The sequence below is a fragment of the Paenibacillus tundrae genome, assembly GCF_036884255.1.
In the GTDB taxonomy this organism is placed as follows: domain Bacteria; phylum Bacillota; class Bacilli; order Paenibacillales; family Paenibacillaceae; genus Paenibacillus.
In genome coordinates, this window is the sequence record NZ_CP145605.1 from 3320114 (window position 1) to 3339541 (window position 19428).

Here is a 19428-nt window from a genome sequence, read left to right on the forward strand (position 1 = left end):
TTACCCCCAAACTTGTGTTTCTTGTGGACTCGTATGCTGCTTGCGAGAGATTATCGGACAAGCCTTGAGCAGCGCTTGCGTATAGGGATGGTGTGGGGCATGCTTAATCTGTTCCCGGCTTCCTATTTCCACAATATGGCCTCTTTGCATGACCGCGATTCGGTGTGAACGCTTAACGACCTGTCTCAAATCATGGGAGATCAGCAAAATTGCGCAACCGACTTCATGCTGAAGCTCCTGCATCAAGTCCATAATGGCTTGTCCAGTGACGACATCAAGCGCTGTAATCGGTTCATCTGCAACCAACAGAGCTGGCTTCAGCATCAAAGCGGCTGCAAGTGCAATCCGCTGCAATTGTCCTCCGCTCAACTGAAACGGATAGCTCCGAAAGGATCGTTCGGCAGGAAGCTTTACACGGTGTAGCCAGTCTAGCGCCATTTCTTTCGCTTCCGCTCGTGTAGCCCGGGTATGTGTACGGATGACTTCCATCAACTGATGGCCGACTTTCATGAACGGTGTGAAGCTGCCGCGATAGTCCTGAAACACGTAACCAATTTCTTTACCTCGCAGCGATTTCACGTACCCTGCCCGTGACTCTAACAAGTTTATCCCTTGGAAAACAATCTGCCCATGGGTAATGGCGAGTGGTTTGGTCAGAAGGCCGGCGATCGCACTGCCTGTAACACTTTTTCCACTTCCACTTTCTCCGACAATCGCCAGTGTTTCCCCGATATGAATATTAAATGAAATATCTTCCGTAATTCTGTGGTTGTGTCCCTGATGGACGGCACTGATCGACAAATGATTTACATCCAGGATGGGTTGCCCTTCCGTTAATTTCCTCAATGCTTTTCCCTCCCATCCACATTAAAACACTTTAACGATTACGTATGTCCAGATGGTCCCGAATGTCGTCGCTGATCAGATTAGAGCTGAATACAACCATCAGAATGCATAACCCAGGGTAAATCATCAGTTGTGGGGCCGCCTGGAAGTACGAGCGTCCTTCATTCAGCATCGCCCCCCACTCCGGAGCAGGAGCCTGCACACCCAGACCGAGAAATGAAAGCATCGATATCAGCAGAATGAAACGGCCTACATCGAGTGCAGCCATGACCGCGAGCGGCGACGCAACCTGTCTTGCCAGATGACGATAAAGAATGATCCACATCCCGCTACCAGCCACAACAGCAGCTTTGACATAATCTTTTTCCTTTTCCAGCAGCACAATACTCCGCACCAATCTTGCATACGTAATCCATTTCACACACGCCACAGCCAGCATGACATGAAGCAGACCTGGACCAAGAAAACCGGCAACAGCAACAGCCAGTAGAAATTCAGGAACTGCACCAATGCCATCGACGGTTCTCATAAGTAACGTATCCAGCTTACCACCCCAAAATCCGGATAACATGCCTATGGGAACACCTATAAGGATGACTGTAGTCAACACTAGAAAGGATGTGCTCATCGTTGTTCGGGTCCCATCTATAATGCGGGACAAAATGCATCTGCCCAGATGGTCAGTACCTAGCGGAAATTCGGCACTGGGTGGAAGTAAACGATCGGACATACGAACCAGCAGAGGATCGTTAGGCAATATCCAGGGTCCAATGAGAGCGATAAGGAGGAAAAACAGAATGATGCCCGCACCGAGCCACAGTAGCGGACTCAATCGAAGACTTTGGCCTCTATGAAATTCCACAAGATTCTCAAGTGATGTCCATTTCACACGTTTCTCCCCCTTCCCGAGCGAATTCGGGGATCGAGCAGACTATAACTAAGATCCACAAGCACATTGGCTGTCACAATGAATACGCCTGTCAGCAGAACATATCCCTGAATAACCGGATAGTTCCGTTGAGTGATCGCTTCCATGACCATACTTCCCAGACCCGGCCAGGCAAAAAGAGTTTCAGTCACGACTGAACCTGCCAGCAGTGCACCCAGACTCATTCCGAAAATCGTAATGACTGGCAGAAGAGCGGCACGAAGTGCATGTCTGGCGATGACCCTCCACTCCGCTATGCCTCTTGCACGAGCGGCGCGCACATATTCCTGCGATAACGCATCCAGCAGTCCCGACCGAAGCAAGCGGATGTACTCGGGGGCCATGACAAACCCCAGTGTAATCGATGGAAGAATGAGATGCCTGACGTTGCCACTGCCCATCGTAGGTAGCCAGTTTAGCTTGAAGGCAAAGGCGTAGATTAACAATAAGCCTAGCCAGAAGCTGGGGATGGAAGCTCCGATCAGTGCGAATAGTCGACTGAGATGATCCGGCCATTTCCCTTTATATTTTGCACCCAATATAGCCAGCGGGACGGATATAAGCAATAACACGACAATCGCACCTGAAGTCAACGATACTGTGGCGGGAAGTCGATCCATCATCAGGTCCCACACAGCCCGGTTATTAACAAATGACTTTCCCAGATCGAGCTGAATCACGCCCTGAAGCCAGAGACCATACTGCTGCACAAGTGGTAAATTCAATCCAAGCTGTTCTCGCACCTGTTCCTGATCCGATTGGGAGACAGCTCCCTCGTTGGCCTTCAATATCGTAAGTACGGGATCACCTGGAGCCAGCTTCATCAGCAGGAAGGTTGCCAGGCTCAGCATTAAAAGTACAAGGATCAGCTGAATGATTCGTGAAAAGGATTGCCGAACCATGTCACTTCACATCCAGTGTATGCGTTACGATATAGAACTCCTCTGCTCCAGGTTTCCAATCGGTTACCCGCTGATTGATCCCCACCAGAATGTTGGGATTGATAATATAGGAATGAGGCAAAGCCTTGTTGATCACTGTCACTGCCTGCTGAGTAATCTCGTTTCGTTTCTCTGTATCACCTGTCTCATTCAGTTCCTTCAGAATGGGCTCCAATCCATCGACTTGAATATTGGCAGGGTTGTAAGAGCCACCCGGAACATATGCGGAATTCAGAAATGAGCCTCCGTCTCCTCTTGGGGAAGTCAAATAACTCGATGTAGACATATCCCAATCGGTATGATCTGCGATGTATACTTCAGGATATTCTACAGAAACAATTTCAATCGTAATACCCGCTTTGGCTGCTTCTGACTGAACTACCTGCGGTATCAGCGGCAGCTCGGGATTCACGCCGGTAAAAGCAATAAGTTTTAATGTCAACGGTTTTCCATCTTTTTGAAATTTCCCATCTGAGCCTTTGGTGTACCCTGCGCTTTCCAATAGCCGGAGTGCACCTGCTTCGTCCAGTTTCTGATACCCTTCTCTATTGCCAAAAGGAAGTGAAGCATTAAATGGACCATTGGCTGGTGAAGCATGACCAAGCATAATATCCTGTACAATCGAATCCCGGTCAATCAGTTTGTCCAGGGCTTCTCGAACACGGTGATCGCTGACGCTTGAACTTGCAGGATTGTAGGTAAAATAATGTGTTCTCAAGCTCGTAACCGAGCTAACGCTGAGCTCGTTGTCAGCTTCGATAGATGTCAGCATCTCTGGAGACAAATGAAATACAATGTCCGCTTGTTTGGACTGAAAAGCGAGCGTTCTGACATTGGCATCAGCATTAAATTTGAATGTAACCTCATTTAACTTGGCCTTGCCATCCCAGTAATCGTCGTTACGCACCAGATGAATTTCGCTGCCCGGTGTGAAGCTGGTAACCTTGAACGGACCGGTTCCTACCGGGGCATTGTTGAATGCCTCTTTGCCCATTTGATTCTCGGCAGCTACACTGATAATACTGGTGGTCGGATGCACCAGTTCTGTAGGAAATGCCGGGTAAGGCTCGATTGTCGTAATTTGAAGTTGCTGTCCGTTCGCCTCCATTGAAGCGATTTTAAGAGCGGCGGCAAGTGCTTTACTGTCGGCAATGCCACGCTCAAACGATGCTTTTACCGCTTGAGCATCCAGTGGTGTTCCATCCTGAAATTGTATGCCTTCCCGAATCGAGAAGACCCATGTGCGATCATCCTTGGTTTCCCAGTCACTTGCGAGCCACGGAGAAATCTTCATATTTTCATCCAGTCGCAACAATGTTTCCGTTACACCAGCACGCAACGTAATCCACGTATTGTGCGGATCCAGCGTATCATTGGGAAGACTATGTATGATTGTAATGTCTTTAGAGACGGATGTAGCAGACGTATTTTCCTCGCTAGATGAACCGGAGGAACGACTAGCCCCGTTGTTCTGACTACATCCGGACAGAAATATGGCCGCGCATAATATCAAGATAAAACCAAAAAAGACTTTACTATGCTGTGATCGAATCCCTGAACTCATGATTTGAATACATCCTCTCTACTCTTTAAGTTTTGCGTTTGCAATTTACGGATAATAATTTTTGCTTCCTCCAAGGTGTCATCCTGGACGAGCTCAGAACGGAATGCATCTGCTCCTTGTTGTTTCATAAATGCTCTTAATTGATGCTCAAAGTTCTGCATGAGCGTTTTGGCTTGAGGCATTGGAATTTGCAAATCTTGTCCAATATGGTATAACAGTTTTAATTTTCTGTAATCTTCATAAGGAACACGAGGAATAACCCATTTCCCTTCCTGATCCAAGCTTACCTGCTGGTAAGGCACAGCTGCGAATGAACGATATTGACCCTGTTCGCCCGGGCTGGAGAATGGATCAATGAGGAGCGAGGCGTACCTGATATACAGCAAGTACTCCTGATGAAGTTCATCAAACTGAACGAATCCCTCGATATCTGATCTGGAGAGTGACTGCTCCTGGACAGGATAGTTGTCATCATTCATAAATTTCAGCAGGTTCATCGGTTCCGCTTCAAACTTCTCAAGCACGCCGGAAATTTCCTTCCACAGCCGGACCATACTGTGGATGGTGGCAGGTGTAATGGGTCCTTCCGGATATAGCTTATACATAGATTTGGTGGAACGAGTTTGTCTGAAGATTTCATTTAACGAAAATGAATCCATAAAAAACGGTGGATGCACATAGGTCGTAATGCTTCTGCTTTCGGCTCCAATTGGATGCGGGGTCTGTTCAGCTTCAATGCCTAAACTGGCGAAAAAGTCTTGAAGGTGGAACAGCGTACGACTATTTGCATGACTGGAACCCATGTAAATTTTACTCTTCAAGCCTTTGACGATAGATTTCAGGAGAGTAGCAGCAGCCGGGTCAAATTTAGTAGCTGCATAGTATGTCGAGAAGCTGATCACTTCTATGCGATCTCTAGCTGCATCGAGATTTTCTTGAACAAGCATGTTCGAGCCTATGCCCGGAGAGATGAGAATGATTCGTTTTACCTCAAGCCTGTAAACCAGCTTTAATTCACGGATGGCATCAACGTAGCTGTGACAGGGAACACACAAAACAATGGTTTGCCAATCATCTTCTATCGTGTCGAATCCTGCATAAAACCTGTCCAGGCGGGCAGTTGCCGAAAGATGTCTGGCACGTTCGACCAGAACCTCTGTGGATACGTGGAATTCGTGCTCTTCAAGCTCCGTTTGAAGTCGCTCTGCGTGTATTCCCTTCCGGTTCGCCACACCGATCCGATGAGACCAACCTTTGGACAGATCCACGGCAACATGAATACCCGCCGGGCCTCCACCAACAATCAATACATTGCCTAGAGCCGATGTTTCTTGCATCTTGTCCAATCTCCTCACCTTCCCTGTATGACACTGTGCTTCGGTTCAATAATCATTGTTTCATAGAAGCCTTTCCCTGCAGAAATCGAAGTTTTTTGCCAATCGTCAGACAATTCCTCTTCAACCGGGTAATTAAAAAGTGATTTCAGTCCATTACCATAGCGCATCAAGATTCGGGTGTCGGGTTGAATTCTTCCTTTGAGATCATTCAAGATATCCAGTTTGTTGCGAACTAGAGAGGCAATGACGATATGAGTTGCTTCACTCACAAAAGACAACTCCTCGATCGCTTTTCCAGAGAAAACAATTCTGTCGGCAAGTCCCCAGGTATCGGCTACTTTTCTCCCCTTTTCAACAGCCTCAGGATCGATATCCAGACATACAATTTCTGCACCCGTTTCATGAGCAATGGTCAATGCGGAGAGAGGAAATGCACCTGAACCAATAAAAAGAACTTTGGAGCGTTGATCAAGTTGGAAATCCCGAAGCTCGCTGCGGACGGATGTGGAGAGTATTTCGATATACTCACTCACATTCAAACGATTCTCAATCGCAAGAGCAGATTGATACTTTTCCATTTCACATAACGCTTGCACAGATGTTTCGCGAAGTTGCGTGCCATATAACTGAATTTCCTCCTGACTTCCCCACGCAAGCCACTGTCTGTCGTTCTCCTCCAACGTCATAAATTGACAAAGCGAATCCAGCTTCAGTTGTAAAAGATCGAAACACTCTTCATGTTCCTTGGCATAGGCATTTAATTGCTTAATCTCGTATTCAAGTGATCTCAAGGAAAGTAAGAAGGCATATTTACTTTTCAATGTATTTCCTCCGTTCTGGATTAGAAACATCATCAATCCCTATTCATTGGAGTATAAACAGAGCTGTAAATAAAACGCTATCATTATGCTGTTTATAGTGTAAATAAAAAGATATTTTTTCCATATAGCTCAATCTAGCTATAGTGATAGTCGTTTTGTGTCTAATTTGTGAGATCAAGGCAGATCGTAATGTTTTCTGACGGATCAACCCATAAATGTCCAGCATGCTGCTCTGTGTCAATACATCCACTCAAATAGAGACACATTTATGATTTTACACAAGTTAAAAAGTCTGCAGCCGCTAATATAACGGTTACGGACTTTCATCAGTACATATTTCTATTTTTTCGCTGAATTTGGCGAATAGACCAGCTGCTTCATATACTCTACTGATTCTGATACTTTCAAGCCGGGATTTGTAACAGACATGAAAGACGGCAAAACATGAAGGCGGTCCGATTTCACCGCTTGCAACGAACTCCAGGCTGGATTGCTCTCCAATTGGGATTCGATCATGCGGTTGCCTATCCTCATCCGTCCCATGAACCACGATGAAGAGGTACTCTGGGTTCAGTTCAACCAGCTTTTCCATACTGAAGGGTACCGAACTTGGCATTTTTCCAGAAGGAAGATTTTCAGCAATGTTCTTCATGTGTAGCGTCTCCGCAATATCCAGCGCGATACTGGACGATTTTTGCATAGATGCAGTGTTCATCATCAGGGTTATGATTGCATAAGAGGGCTTGTTCGCTGATAAATCTGTTGTTAGGGCATCCAGTTTGGCATCCATGTCTGTAATCGCAATTTCAGCCTCCTGTTCTTTGCCGATGATCTGTCCAAACAACTTGGCATTACTGCAAATGTCCTCAAAGGACTTCACCGTCAAAATGGCGAATGGGATGCCAGCATCAGCGAAAGTATCGGACAGATCATTGTGAAAGAGCGTTTGACTGATGACCAGATCAGGTTTTAATTGAAGGACTTCCTCCAGATTGATGCTGTTTAATCAGGCTAACTTGCTTCACATCTGCTGCTTCAGCAGGAATATCCACACCAGCTGATGTTGCTATGCCAAAGGCTTCGCCGCCAACCTGATAGAACAATTCAGTTAATTCGTTGTTCAGAATAACGATGCGTTCAGGTTTTTTCTCCAAGGTGACTGTGGCACCATTCAGATCGTGAAAAGTGAGATAGGGACTGGCAGCTTGATCAGAATCCCCTGTATTTGTCTCATTCTGCTGCTTGTCCCCCGCAGCCGGGCTGGAAGAAACCTGCTCCTGCTGCGCGTCTGTGCCGCAACCAGCGTTCAAGGTAAGTAAGGCCGCAATCCAGATGATAACAATCCATTTTTTCAATGTAAATCTCCCTCTTTTTGTACTCCAGATATGAGGCATAAATCCTATCTTATCGTATATAAAACATATTCCTGAGCAAAGGCTCATTCGAACTATATAGCTGCCCAAAACGTAAACATCCTGTGATCGTTGCCGTTGCTCCATACGTATATGCCCCTTAAAACCTATCGCGAACTAAAAAACAATGATAAACACAAAACCATCTCTGATTTTTATTCAGAGATGGTTTTGTGTTTAGTTATTCGTTGAATAGTTGAAAGTTATAGACAGAGATCGATTCATTTTTAGAAGAAATATCTATTTCAGCATCAACTTTAAAAACATCACGTAACATTTTTGGTGTAATAACATTTTGAGGAGCACCATAGTCATAAAGTTCTCCAGCTTGAAACACTATGATTTGATCTGAGATCATGGCTACCTGATTAATATCATGTAGTACCAAGATGATTGTGATGCCCTGTTCGATATTTAAACGTTTAATTAGTTCAATAATCTCAAGCTGGTGAAGAATGTCCAGGGCTGTCTAACAGTAACCTCGGGATTACTCTCATGTACTTGCATTAAAAAAGCTAATTCTCTGGCAAAAGTTTTTCTGCTCCATGTATTGATATCACTATTCTTAAATAAAACTTCTCCAGCTGTAGTCTGAATCTGCTTTCCAAGCGCTTTTAACAGTGTGCTTTTACCACAGCCATTGGGTCCAAGAATACTGTGGATCTTTCCTGCTTCAAACTGAAGATTTAGAGCCGAATGACCTCATTTTCATGATATCCAAGAGGAAACACCAATAATAAGGGATCAGCCATAGGGTTACGCATAACCCCTTACAATAATGCACCGGAAAGAGCTAAATTTATGCCCACAAACACGGCTACAAGTGTACGTGGCAGTCTAATATTCCATATAATTGTATAGTAGTCAGAATCTGAGTTGCCAAGTAAAACACTTAAAATTGCCCGTACATCTACAGAAACAGCTCCAAAAGCTAAACTGATTATGACGCTAAATATAGCGAAGATCATAAAAAGTCCAATAATGAAGAGTTTCCAGCTCATCCTGTTTTTTTAACTGATTATTCTCAATCATAAATATCTAATTAGATTGACTTGGAGTGATCAAGTCTGCCATATATTTATAGGGTTCGGCAACATCAACACCAGGAGCCATAAAACAAATTTATCTTTTGGAAGAAAATACATTTGGTCATTTGAAATGGCTGAAAGGGAGCTCCAAGCTGGATTTGATTTGAAATTGTTTTCGATCATTTCTTTAGCTTCATCATTCGTTGTGTGGGAAAGAATAAAGAGAAAATCCGGATTGATCATCACCATCTCTTCCATACTAAACGGGATATATCCGTGCAAAAGCTTCGCTGTCTATGGATACTGTAGCATTACGCAGTTTCAACTGATCTGCAATATCTATTGCTATTGTTGAACTTTGTTCAACAATAGCAGTGTCTCCCATAACGGTTAGTATGGCATAAGTAGGCATTTCTTGTTCATCTGGAGTCTGCTCGATAACTTGATTGATCTCTGAGTTCATCTTATTTACAACCTCTTCCGCTTTTGGTTCATTACCTGTAATTTTCCCCATCAAAATCGTATTCTGTTTTATGTTTCAATAGATTGGGTGTTAAGATTTGCTAAAGGGATATTAGCTTCTTTGAAAGTTTCTCTCAATTTACCATGGTCAAAGCGCTGGCCAATCACCAAATCAGGCTTTAACTCTAATACCTTTTCCATATTAACCTCGTGCATAAAACCTACTTTCGGTACTTCTATCGCTTCTTTAGGCGGTTCAATGTTAAAGGGAGTCGGAACACCGACTGCTCTCCTCCAACTTGATAGAAGGAGTGAAGAACTTGCTCATTCAAGATCACAATATTTTGAGGTCATCCTGGAGTGTAACGGTTTCCCCGTCAAAGTTTTTTAAAGTTAGATAAGGTTCAACTGATTCATTCGTTGCAACACTTTCTACTTTTTCTTCTTGTTGTGAAGTACTTTGACAACCACTTACAATTAGGATCATAGTCAAAAAACTGACTTATAAATTCGAATCGGTGCTTCATCATTGATTGTTATCCCCTTTTTAGTAGCTTTTTTTTGAGTTCGCCCACCAAACACTACTTCTGATAAATTAATCCAGATCAGAAATGTTCAAAGTACGCAACAGATTGGTTAAACCCAGTATTTCGAGTGCAACATCTGGTGTAGCTACTCTTCAAATGGTTATTATCTGAATATGAGGACCTCCTCGTTCATAATGAAATACAGACATCCTTATGACCCCCTTTTTTAGGCGTCTCTAGAAATGTAGCATATCGTCCTACACAGTAGTTCTGAATGCCTGATTCATACACTGCAAAGCTTTCTTTCTAAAGTGTTTTTCAAGATGTACACAAATTAAGACACGTTCCCCTCGTGTTGCACAACAAAATTCTATATATAGATAATCATAGCCTCAGCTTTGTAACAGCTGAATGGCTCTGCTGAGCTATTCGAAGAAGACAATAGTTTAAATGTATACAATTCGTGAACCTGGTTCGCTTTAAGCACTACGTTTACTACTTATTCAATTCGCTCGTTTCGTTTTCCAATGCCTGTACTTACACTACTCTAAAAACCCAACATGGTCTTTTTTTAAGGTTATGGGAGAACTATTCTTGCTACGAAATCAAATCTGTAAAACCCTCAACTCCGCCCTGCTCTCCCTCGTTGAATGAGCACAAAAAAATACACCCAGTAAATGTAACTTCTGGGTAGCCTGATACTACAAAAAAAACCTATTTAGTCATAGCCTTGTTAAGTAGACAGCACAAAATTGAATTGATGTTCACGCCACTCAATATGTTGACGGATTTTATCCATTGTTTTATGAACCAAGGCAAGGTCGTTTTGTACAGGTAGATACCAAGCTACAAACAATCTCGTTTTGCATAAATCTTAAATGACACAACAGGTACGCAAATTGTTGTACAGAACGAATATAGGTGATATCTGTAACTAATTTAGTTCGTTATTCTATCCGTCTGAAACTGCTGCTGAAGTCGATTCGGATTCATTACAGAAGCTTGAATTCATTTTCAATATACCTTTTTGGTCGACTCTAAGGTCTTTCTCCAGCGTTATTGAGTAGTTTGTTATAAACAAACTTCACCTTATTCTTGCTCCTTTCCTAATTATATCAATGAGTAAAAGCAGTAATGGTATCACAGCGAACAAAACAGCAGATACATTACCCAATATGTCGCCTAGAACCAAAGCTTGAAATAGACTTTTGGGTAACGTAGATACTAAGTAAATTAAGGGGAGTAACAAGTAATATATAGGTTGGACTTTTCTTAAACGGAATAAGTTCTGGATTCCGATTGATGTGAAATAATACTTAATAGTAAAAGTTGCAAAGATCTGAACGATCCAGAAAATTAAAAGAAGTAACTCAAAACGTTCAAATAATCTGGCCCCCGTGTCAAGGACACTAAAAAAAGAGTGGCATTAAAGATTTACGAGGCGAATAATAGATGATTCCTGTATTGAACAGGGGTCATCTTTTTTAATCCCCATTGATATCTGTGGTTGTTGTAATAGCGAATGTAACGATCGATTTCTTGCTTTAACTCTTGAAGGGAACGGCAACTACGATGATCGACATGGTCCTTCATGTGGCCGAAGAACGATTCTTGGGGAGCATTGTCCCAACAGTTCCCGCGTCTGGACATCGACTGGCCTAACCCATTCTTCTTTAACAACTCCTGATAGATGGGACTGGTATAATGGCTGCCCTGATCTGAGTGGATGAAAGCATCCTTTTGGAGCTTTAGACGTTTCTGTTTCTTGAGAGCGTCAACAGTATCCGTGGCAATGTCTAATGTCAGCCGATGGGATATATTGTGAGAGAGGACCTCACTTGTTGAGGCATCCAGTATGGTCGACAAATAGGCCATCCCGGATCGGCCGTATGGAAGGTACGTGATATCCGTAAGCAAGGCCAGACCCGGTATGCCCTTCTTGAAGTCCCTCTGCAGAGTATTGGGTAAGGTTCGGTGTTCCAGCGTAGCTTTGGCCATGCGTTTATAAGGGTTGATTTTTCTGTGCGGACATACGATGTTAAATTTCTTCATCAATCTACGGATTTTCTTTAGGTTATAGATGACACCAAACTCGTGCTCAAGAATCATCTTGATGGAGCGTGAGCCCTTCTTGTAACCCCTTCGTTCGAAAGCCTTCTTAATCAGCTTCCCTGCCTCAGCATCCGAACGGACCCGCTCTAAACGTAAATCTGCAGCTTGTAAGTAGCTGTAATACCCCGAACGAGATACGTTAAGCAATGAGCAGAGGTATCCCGTCATACGTTCCAAGCCTTGATCCACGGCTTCCTTTATGAGCTCGAACAACTTAATCTTGCTTAGGTTCATTCCCTTTGCTACCAGCAACCTTTCTTTCGTATCTAGCTTTTTTAGCAGTTCTACTTGAGATTCGAGTAGATGAATCCGTGCTTCTTGTTTTGCAATGATTTCTTCCTGCGATAACTCTCTATGTAAAGGGCGACCCGAGGCTTCTTTTCGGGAGTCAGACAACCCAATAATCCCTCCAAGGTCATAGGCTTTTTTCCAACGTCCGGCAGATTGTTCTACTCGTTTCATTCCAATTACGGTAACATCAAACCCATGAGTTTCAAAGATCTCTCTAGGTGTCTTTCCCATCATATATTCGTCAATGAATAACTGCTTAAATTCATCTGCATAGGTTATCGCTTTGTCGCTAACATTCCTTACATATCTGTTCTTTGATATCTGTTCACGTTCTTCTTCTGTGAATCGCTTCTTGCTCACGATGTAATCCCCTCCATTGCTTCTTCAGTATACAAAAAGGTACCCACAGTCCGCACACCTTTTTTCAAAGTGTCCAGTCTATGGGTACCAGTGTAAAAAAACACCCCCTCCATTTCAAAACTTCTTAGAAGATCAAGTGTAGGAAATGTTCTTGTTGTAATCCCGCTTAAAGATAAACATCCAACTACCATTACCATGGTAAACGAACAAATCAATGTAACAATCGAAATACTCCAAATTACCGTTTTGGTGCTTTCTTTCGGGTGGGTCATATAAGCAGTCAGTATTAACATCATTTCGTATCCTGAATAAGATAACACAGCGGGCTGTACTCCCTTCAATACAGGGATAATTCCATCACCAAACATAGGCACAAGATTGTTAAATTCAAACAACTTGCTGCTCAACAGAATCCCAACTATAAAAATAATTAATGTGAACGGAAGAGTAATTGTAATTAGCCTTATCATGACAGAGAGACCACCTGTTACTGCATAGAGTCCACTCCAAAGAAAAACTATGACTGTGGCCCAATAAGGCGTGCTTTGTAATAAATACATATCAGTAGCTTCTGCCATTACCCTGATTTCCATAGAACTAAGAACAAGAAAATATATTATTATCATTAATCCATAAATATCAGAACCCCGTATTCCTGTGATACTTCGAGTAAACTCAAATACAGTTTTACCCGGGTATCTCATACTCAAATTTACAACTATAATGCCAATACCAATGACAAAGAATCCGGCTAAAAGCATGGATATCCAGATATCCGGCGTCTGGGCTGATTTACTCAAAGTACGAGGGAGTATTAATATGCCTGCATTAAACATACAGTTTAAGACAATAATAGCAGCCTGCATTGTACTTATTTTACCATTGGAAGCTGACATGTTTTTCATTCCCAACTCAAAAAGTGTGATACTTCAGTATGTCCTGAACTGTAAATTATACACTTTACACTCCTATTTATTTTCAAGTGTCATCACATTTAAGAACTATAATCTGTGACATAATAATTAAAGTAATCATGTCTTCTCTCATTTATGTCCAATTTCCCTCTACTTTATAAAAACAAAAATAGCTACATTTATAACATTATTTCTATAATAGAAAAAGCCGCTATTACAGCGACTTTAATGACATTTCTTGTATCCGAGAAAATTACATATGCTGTAGACCCCAGTTTTGCAATTGTAACAAAATCGGTGTGAGACTATGTCCTTTATCTGTTAGGGAGTATTCGACACGAGGAGGCATTTCAGCATAAGCAACGCGGGTCACTAGCCCACCTTCTTCAAGCTCACGCAATTGACGCGTAAGTGTGCGATGTGTCACTGTGGAGAGCGATTTTTGTAGTTCGTTAAACCGTATAATATCTTTATTCAATAAATGGTACAAAATCAGAATTTTCCACTTGCCGCCGATTGCATTGACTGCAAATTCAACCGGACAAATACTGCAATTTTCCAGTGGTTCGATCTCCATAAGTTTACCTCCAAAAGTATCACAAGAGATACCTAATATCCCGAATGTGCGTACTTACATAAAGTTTGTGAGTTAGTTATTATAAATATAACATTTAGTTCGATACTGAACAAATAAATGTAACTATAAGGAGCTGTTGTATATATGGAAACGATATTAGTCTATGGAGCGTCAGGGGTACAAGGTGGAGCCGTAGCAAGATTGTTAACCTCCAAAGGGGTAGCTGTTCGCACCATTACACGTCATGACAAAAACGTAACGGCATTACAAGAGCAAGGTATAGAGGCATTTGTAGGTGATCTGTCTGCACCAGAAACGTTGAAAGATGTTAACAGCGGTGTTAGTAAAGTCTTCTTGAATATGCCTATTGAGTATGATACAGCATTAATGAAGCAGCAAATTACAAATGCCGTTGAAGCTGCGCGACAAGCGAACGTGAAATTGATCGTTGTGAATTCGAACGGCTTTTTACCAGAACAGCCAACCGATACCCAAACGTTGGATGTTAAACGCGAAATGATCGAGTACGTACAACAAAGTGGTATTCCAACTATTTTGGTAAAACCCACACTCTATATGGAAAACTTCTTGATTCCGGGTCTGATCAATAATGGAATGCTCTTCTACCCTGTACCAGCAGATAGACCGATCCCATGGATCAGCTCCGAAGACGCAGCGCAATATCATTATTATGCGCTAACCCATCCTGAACTGGCAGGACAAGTGCTGTTAGCTCCAGGTCCGGAAGCACTTACTGGTGCAGAACTCGGCGAGCGCTTTACACGAGCGTTGGGACAAGATATAACCTTCAATTCCCTGAACTATGATGATTTTGAAACAGCTCTCTCTCCAGTAATGGGGGCGGAGCAAGCAGCTGGTATTGGAGGCTTCTATCGTTGGATTGGAGCTAATATTGATTCCCTGAACTATTATGACGTGAAAGATCGCGTGGTTGTCCCTGATCTCCAACTGACCTCGCTGAAGGATTGGTTGCAACAACCGCATGTAAAAACAATTTTTGGTTCTTAAGAATAGATCCAGTAACATCGCTCTAGAATTCGTTGCAATAATACTTTAATCTCTCAGGGAATGTGCTATAGTACATTCCCTGAGAGATTATTTTATCAGCCACCCTACACTTTATGTTGTCTCTCTCTGAATCAGTCTTTGGAGCTACAAAACGGAATGACTCACCAGGTTATTAACGTAATTAAAGTTTCATTTTTTGAAGACGTAATGAATTAAGTACAACTGACACACTACTGAATGCCATCGCTGCACCAGCCAACCAAGGAGCCAGAAGACCAATGGCAGCAATAGGAATACCTACTACGTTGTATGCGAGCGCCCAAAAAAGATTCTGTTTAATATTTCGCATCGTTCTTTTACTTAATTCAATAGCATCTGCAACACTGTTGAGATCTCCGCGCATGAGTGTAACATCCGCAGCCTCTACGGCAACGTCAGTGCCTGTTCCGATGGCCATGCCGATATTAGACACCGCTAAAGCGGGCGCATCGTTAATCCCATCACCTACCATGGCTACAATCTGCCCCATGTGCTGTAATCTCTCTACTTCAGCAGCTTTTTCCTCCGGTTGAATGCCTGCAATGACTGTGGTGATCCCAACTTGGCTTGCAACAGCACGAGCTGTGTGTACGTTGTCACCAGTCATTAACACCACTTCGATTCCCATCGCTTGAAGCCGGCTAACCGCTTGTGCAGATGTTTCCTTTACGGTATCCGCAACAGCAACCATTCCAGCCCATTCATTGTCTACTGCCACAAGCATTACTGTTTTTCCCTGACCCTCCAGTTCAGACATATAGGCCAATGCTTCTGTAGGAATCTGCACCATAGCATCGGCTAGTAGTCGGCGTGTTCCAACGAGAATATCCTGGTTGTAACCACGTGCACGTACGCCAGATCCCGGAATATTCTCAAACTGTTCTGGCGTGAACATGATTTTTATATCTTTGTCTCTGATCCCCTCTATAATCGCTTGGGCGAGAGGATGTTCAGAGCTAGACTCAGCAATCCCAACCCGTTTCAACAGTTCGTTGGTTGACCAAGCCGGTGCAGACATTACATCGGTCATAACTGGTTTTCCGTGAGTAACAGTGCCCGTTTTATCGAGAATAACCGTCTGAATGTGTTGCGCAGTCTCCAAATGCTCCCCACCTTTGAACAAAATACCATATTCGGCAGCACGCCCCGAACCAGCCATTATGGATGTTGGTGTAGCTAAGCCCAATGCGCATGGGCAGGCAATCACCAAAACTGCAATTGCTCTCTCTAGAGCAGCGCTGAATCCTTCTGAGTTTTCGAAGATCAATGACAATATAAAGGTTACCACAGCTATGCCTACGACCACAGGTACGAAAATCCCTGAAATTGAATCAGCTACGCGTTGGATCGGAGCTTTCGATCCTTGTGCTTGTTCCACGATATGGATGATCCGGGATAACGCACTATCAGCACCTACCTGAGTTGCGCGAACAACAAGACGTCCGTTTTTGTTCAAGGTTGCACCGGTTACACGATCGCCAAACTTCTTGTCGACAGGCAGACTTTCTCCCGTTAACATCGACTCGTCTACGGAGGAAGCCCCCTCCTCAACAATTCCATCCACAGGAATCTTCTCTCCAGGCTTCACGATGACCAGATCATTAGCGAGTACATATTCGGGAAGAAGTTCTGTCTCCTCACCGTTTCGGAGAACCCGAGCACTTCTCGGAGCCAGTTGCATCAAGCTTTTAATAGATTGCGCAGATCTTCCTTTAGCCAGAGCCTCCAGCCACTTACCGAGCAATATCAATGTAATCAACACGGCGCTGGTTTCGAAATACAAATTAACAGGTCCCTGAGTGGCCGTGTTTACAACCTCTGTCATCGGGACGCTTCCTCCATGGTTATGACCAGATGTACCACCGGTACTAGTTAGCGATGTTAGATATAAACTATACAAGTAAGCCGAACTTGTCCCAAGTGCGACGAGCACATCCATATTGGCGCTTCGATTTTTCAAAGCTTTATATGCACCTTTATAAAATTGAGATCCTAAATAGAACTGTACGGGCGTTGCAAGCAGCCATTGGAACAGTGGATTCATAAATACATCAGGTACCCATATCCAAGATGTGAACGAGAAATGTGACACCATGGCCCATAATAAGGGGAAAGAAAGAACGGCTGACAAGATCCACTTCCATTTTTTACGTTGAATCTCCTGTTCCCTCATGTATAGAGCTTCTGTCTCTGTAGCTTTTATACGTGCTTCAAAACCCAGTTGCCTGATTTTATAAATGAGGTCGGAACCTTTCAGTGTTCCAGCTACAAATTCTACATGCCCTGACTCCAGCGCCAAGTTTACATTCACACGCGTCACCCCCGGGAGACGACTGAGACCTTTCTCGATGCGTGCTGAGCATGCTGCACAGGTCATACCTGAAATATTCAGGTCAACGGAAGTCGAAGCTGTTCCGAAGCCTAAGGTATTTATTTTATTGCGAAGGGACTGAATATCTACTAAAGCGGGGTCATACGCTACCGTTGCTTCCTCTGTAGTTAAATTTACATTCGCCTGTCTCACACCGTTCAAGCGGGTTAGTGCTTTCTCGATCCTGGTTGAGCATGCTGCACAGGTCATACCCGTAATCTGAAGCGTCGTTTGGCGATTCCCTGCATTGTTTACATTTTCTGGTTGTAGTGAGTTGGGGGTTCTATCAATACTGTCCATAAATTTTGGCTCTCCTTATTTGAACGTTAGCCTTACATGAAATTCTTATCGTTTTATTCTGGATGTCTTTTGGACTCCGATACAAGACCCTGTTCCAGTGCGTAACGTGTAAGTTGAACCCGATTTTGTAACTGCAACTTTTGTAATATGTTTTTCAGATGATTCTTAACCGTGTATTCCGAGATATCACATTTACCTGCAATCTCTTTATTCGTCCATCCAGCTGCCACTCCGTATAAAATCTCCAGCTCCCTGGTTGTCAGTTTAACAATGGGCTCCTTGTGTTCGATCACGTTGACTTCCTTCAGAATTTGATAAGCCACGTCCCTTGACAAGGGAGCTTCCTCGTTAATAATTGAATGTAAGTACTTTAGCCATGTCGAGGGCTCCAGATTTTTAAGCAAATAACCTTGGGCTCCGCGTTTTAGAGCCTCCAGCAAATGAAGCATATCGTCCGACACGGTTATCATGACAATTTTCACATAAGGAAACGTAAGCTTGATTCTGCGAGTTGCCTCCAGTCCATCCAAAACGGGCATTTGAATATCCATTAAAATAAGGTCTGGAAGCCACTTTTCCATGAAGTCGATTGCTTCTTGACCGTTAGAGACGATACCGATAACGTTAAAGTGATCATCCATTTCCATAATCTCACGGATAGCTTCCCTTGCATGTGCGTGATCATCAACAACCAAGACTCTTGTTGTGGTGGTTAATGTCATGTTAGAGCCCCCTTGTGAATCTCAACGATCGTCTCTCTGTCCTCTCGATACATGTTCATGATCCATCCCATCTCTTTGCAGCGTTCTTTCATAATACGTAGACCGAATTTTCCTTTTTTGGCAAACGGATCGCCATCGAACCCTTTTCCGTTATCCTTAACAGTAACCTTCCAGCTATGGCTCATTCCTATCGCTGTAATTGATCCTGCTGTAGCAGAAGCATACTTGTTCATGTTGATGAGCGCTTCTCGAATACAGGCTAGCAGTTCAACCTTTTCTTTTTCATCTAGCTGGTGGTCTTTTAATTCCCAATGAATATTGATTTGCGTACGTACGTCCTTGGCCATGACATGAACTTGTTCCACAAGTGTTGATGATATTGGCGTGGAGGATTGACTTACATCCCGATCGAGACGAAGATTGGTGATCGCTTGTCTTACATAACGATTCACTTCATGAATCGTTTTGCGTATGGACAGAATGTTCTGTTCATGCTGCTTCTCATTACGTACCTTTTCTAATTTTTCGGCTTTGACTGACAGCAGGAAAAGGGATTGGGCAATCCCGTCGTGAAGCTCACGTGCCAGCTGTTCTCGTGCTTCGAGCGCAGCTTTTTCGGAGCGTTCAATTTCCAGTTCTTTCTGTATTTTTTCTAAGATACGAAATAGTTGGGTTAATAGTGTGATACTGACGACATACACTAGAACCGGCGTTAGCCAATTGCCCAGATCCATCGAGATGTAAGGAAGAAGAAATTGATGTCTGACATATTCCCAGATGGCTACAGTGAAAGTTGGAATGAAAAGAATCATCCATTTGATTTGTTTATAGTACATAGGTAACTCCT

At 43.3% G+C, this 19428-nt stretch carries 20 protein-coding genes and 2 pseudogenes; 1 reads left to right on the forward strand and 21 read right to left on the reverse strand.

Annotated features, from left to right (window positions below; translation table 11 throughout):
• The 18 genes and pseudogenes from V6W81_RS14880 to V6W81_RS14945 form a co-directional block, all read right to left on the reverse strand.
• Positions 1-846 carry an ABC transporter ATP-binding protein gene (locus V6W81_RS14880; protein ID WP_338539551.1) on the reverse strand — a complete coding sequence of 282 codons (846 nt, stop codon included), beginning with the start codon at positions 844-846 and terminating at the stop codon, positions 1-3.
• 31 nt (positions 847-877) lie between these two features.
• Entirely contained in the window at positions 878-1735 is an 858-nt protein-coding gene (gene nikC, locus V6W81_RS14885) for a nickel transporter permease (protein ID WP_076331705.1), read from the reverse strand.
• The gene (gene nikB / locus V6W81_RS14890) at positions 1732-2676 is read right to left on the reverse strand and encodes a nickel ABC transporter permease (protein ID WP_338539552.1); all 945 of its coding nucleotides are present in this window, start codon (positions 2674-2676) and stop codon (positions 1732-1734) included. Before nikB ends, nikC begins: the two co-directional genes overlap by 4 nt.
• 1 nt (position 2677) lies before the next feature.
• A complete protein-coding gene (gene nikA, locus V6W81_RS14895; protein WP_076331707.1) occupies positions 2678-4279 on the reverse strand; it encodes a nickel ABC transporter substrate-binding protein in 1602 nt (533 codons plus the stop codon).
• Entirely contained in the window at positions 4276-5616 is a 1341-nt protein-coding gene (locus V6W81_RS14900; RefSeq protein WP_338539553.1) for an opine metallophore biosynthesis dehydrogenase, read from the reverse strand. The genes nikA and V6W81_RS14900 overlap by 4 nt, the downstream gene beginning before the upstream one ends.
• A 14-nt stretch (positions 5617-5630) precedes the next feature.
• Complete coding sequence (locus V6W81_RS14905) at positions 5631-6437, reverse strand: nicotianamine synthase family protein (RefSeq protein ID WP_076331709.1); 807 nt, start codon at positions 6435-6437, stop codon at positions 5631-5633.
• 313 nt (positions 6438-6750) lie between these two features.
• Positions 6751-7434 carry an ABC transporter substrate-binding protein gene (locus V6W81_RS14910; RefSeq protein WP_083679519.1) on the reverse strand — a complete coding sequence of 228 codons (684 nt, stop codon included), beginning with the start codon at positions 7432-7434 and terminating at the stop codon, positions 6751-6753.
• Complete coding sequence (locus V6W81_RS14915) at positions 7400-7792, reverse strand: ABC transporter substrate-binding protein (RefSeq protein ID WP_076331711.1); 393 nt, start codon at positions 7790-7792, stop codon at positions 7400-7402. The genes V6W81_RS14910 and V6W81_RS14915 overlap by 35 nt, the downstream gene beginning before the upstream one ends.
• 411 nt (positions 7793-8203) lie before the next feature.
• Positions 8204-8318, reverse strand: a pseudogene (locus V6W81_RS29185) (ABC transporter ATP-binding protein); the annotation flags it as partial.
• Entirely contained in the window at positions 8276-8512 is a 237-nt protein-coding gene (locus V6W81_RS29190; protein WP_083679520.1) for an ABC transporter ATP-binding protein, read from the reverse strand. The gene V6W81_RS29190 and the pseudogene V6W81_RS29185, both read right to left, overlap by 43 nt.
• A 107-nt stretch (positions 8513-8619) precedes the next feature.
• Positions 8620-8850 carry an iron chelate uptake ABC transporter family permease subunit gene (locus V6W81_RS29195; protein ID WP_083679521.1) on the reverse strand — a complete coding sequence of 77 codons (231 nt, stop codon included), beginning with the start codon at positions 8848-8850 and terminating at the stop codon, positions 8620-8622.
• A 60-nt stretch (positions 8851-8910) separates the two neighbouring features.
• Positions 8911-9120: a hypothetical protein gene (locus V6W81_RS14920; RefSeq protein WP_338539554.1), complete on the reverse strand. Its 210-nt coding sequence runs from the start codon at positions 9118-9120 to the stop codon at positions 8911-8913.
• Between the two features lie 16 nt (positions 9121-9136).
• Positions 9137-9391, reverse strand: coding sequence for a hypothetical protein (locus tag V6W81_RS14925; protein ID WP_338539555.1), 255 nt, complete (start codon positions 9389-9391; stop codon positions 9137-9139).
• Between the two features lie 17 nt (positions 9392-9408).
• Positions 9409-9600, reverse strand: a complete 192-nt coding sequence (locus V6W81_RS14930) for an ABC transporter substrate-binding protein (protein WP_083679522.1) — start codon at positions 9598-9600, stop codon at positions 9409-9411.
• A 1350-nt stretch (positions 9601-10950) separates the two neighbouring features.
• A pseudogene (locus V6W81_RS29200) lies at positions 10951-11262 on the reverse strand (GerAB/ArcD/ProY family transporter); the annotation flags it as partial.
• A gap of 38 nt (positions 11263-11300) precedes the next feature.
• Positions 11301-12629: an IS3 family transposase gene (locus tag V6W81_RS14935; RefSeq protein ID WP_338539556.1), complete on the reverse strand. Its 1329-nt coding sequence runs from the start codon at positions 12627-12629 to the stop codon at positions 11301-11303.
• On the reverse strand, positions 12626-13525 hold the full coding sequence (locus tag V6W81_RS14940) for a GerAB/ArcD/ProY family transporter (RefSeq protein WP_338539557.1): 900 nt from the start codon (positions 13523-13525) through the stop codon (positions 12626-12628). Before V6W81_RS14940 ends, V6W81_RS14935 begins: the two co-directional genes overlap by 4 nt.
• A 271-nt stretch (positions 13526-13796) precedes the next feature.
• Complete coding sequence (locus V6W81_RS14945; protein ID WP_076331716.1) at positions 13797-14120, reverse strand: winged helix-turn-helix transcriptional regulator; 324 nt, start codon at positions 14118-14120, stop codon at positions 13797-13799.
• A 144-nt stretch (positions 14121-14264) separates the two neighbouring features.
• On the opposite strand from V6W81_RS14945, the gene V6W81_RS14950 reads away from it, so the two are divergent.
• Positions 14265-15149: an SDR family oxidoreductase gene (locus V6W81_RS14950; RefSeq protein WP_338539558.1), complete on the forward strand. Its 885-nt coding sequence runs from the start codon at positions 14265-14267 to the stop codon at positions 15147-15149.
• Between the two features lie 181 nt (positions 15150-15330).
• Here the strand turns inward: V6W81_RS14950 and V6W81_RS14955 are convergent, their stop codons facing one another.
• Genes V6W81_RS14955 through V6W81_RS14965 form a run of 3 tightly spaced genes read right to left on the reverse strand, consistent with a single transcriptional unit; the run spans position 15331 to position 19417 of the window.
• Complete coding sequence (locus V6W81_RS14955) at positions 15331-17859, reverse strand: heavy metal translocating P-type ATPase (RefSeq protein ID WP_338539559.1); 2529 nt, start codon at positions 17857-17859, stop codon at positions 15331-15333.
• Positions 17860-17912: 53 nt separating this feature from the next.
• On the reverse strand, positions 17913-18581 hold the full coding sequence (locus tag V6W81_RS14960) for a response regulator transcription factor (protein ID WP_338539560.1): 669 nt from the start codon (positions 18579-18581) through the stop codon (positions 17913-17915).
• The gene (locus V6W81_RS14965; RefSeq protein WP_338539561.1) at positions 18578-19417 is read right to left on the reverse strand and encodes a sensor histidine kinase; all 840 of its coding nucleotides are present in this window, start codon (positions 19415-19417) and stop codon (positions 18578-18580) included. The genes V6W81_RS14960 and V6W81_RS14965 overlap by 4 nt, the downstream gene beginning before the upstream one ends.
• Positions 19418-19428: the final 11 nt, after the last annotated feature.

Bases quoted from the DNA above. Each gene is read 5' to 3' on its own strand.
- nikB (WP_338539552.1), bottom strand. From the start codon at position 2,676: ATGGTTCGGCAATCCTTTTCACGAATCATTCAGCTGATCCTTGTACTT.
- nikA (WP_076331707.1), bottom strand. From the start codon at position 4,279: ATGAGTTCAGGGATTCGATCACAGCATAGTAAAGTCTTTTTTGGTTTT.
- V6W81_RS14900 (WP_338539553.1), bottom strand. From the start codon at position 5,616: ATGCAAGAAACATCGGCTCTAGGCAATGTATTGATTGTTGGTGGAGGC.
- V6W81_RS29195 (WP_083679521.1), bottom strand. From the start codon at position 8,850: ATGAGCTGGAAACTCTTCATTATTGGACTTTTTATGATCTTCGCTATA.
- V6W81_RS14920 (WP_338539554.1), bottom strand. From the start codon at position 9,120: ATGATCAATCCGGATTTTCTCTTTATTCTTTCCCACACAACGAATGAT.
- V6W81_RS14925 (WP_338539555.1), bottom strand. From the start codon at position 9,391: ATGGGGAAAATTACAGGTAATGAACCAAAAGCGGAAGAGGTTGTAAAT.
- V6W81_RS14940 (WP_338539557.1), bottom strand. From the start codon at position 13,525: ATGTCAGCTTCCAATGGTAAAATAAGTACAATGCAGGCTGCTATTATT.
- V6W81_RS14945 (WP_076331716.1), bottom strand. From the start codon at position 14,120: ATGGAGATCGAACCACTGGAAAATTGCAGTATTTGTCCGGTTGAATTT.
- V6W81_RS14950 (WP_338539558.1), top strand. From the start codon at position 14,265: ATGGAAACGATATTAGTCTATGGAGCGTCAGGGGTACAAGGTGGAGCC.
- V6W81_RS14955 (WP_338539559.1), bottom strand. From the start codon at position 17,859: ATGGACAGTATTGATAGAACCCCCAACTCACTACAACCAGAAAATGTA.
- V6W81_RS14960 (WP_338539560.1), bottom strand. From the start codon at position 18,581: ATGACATTAACCACCACAACAAGAGTCTTGGTTGTTGATGATCACGCA.
- V6W81_RS14965 (WP_338539561.1), bottom strand. From the start codon at position 19,417: ATGTACTATAAACAAATCAAATGGATGATTCTTTTCATTCCAACTTTC.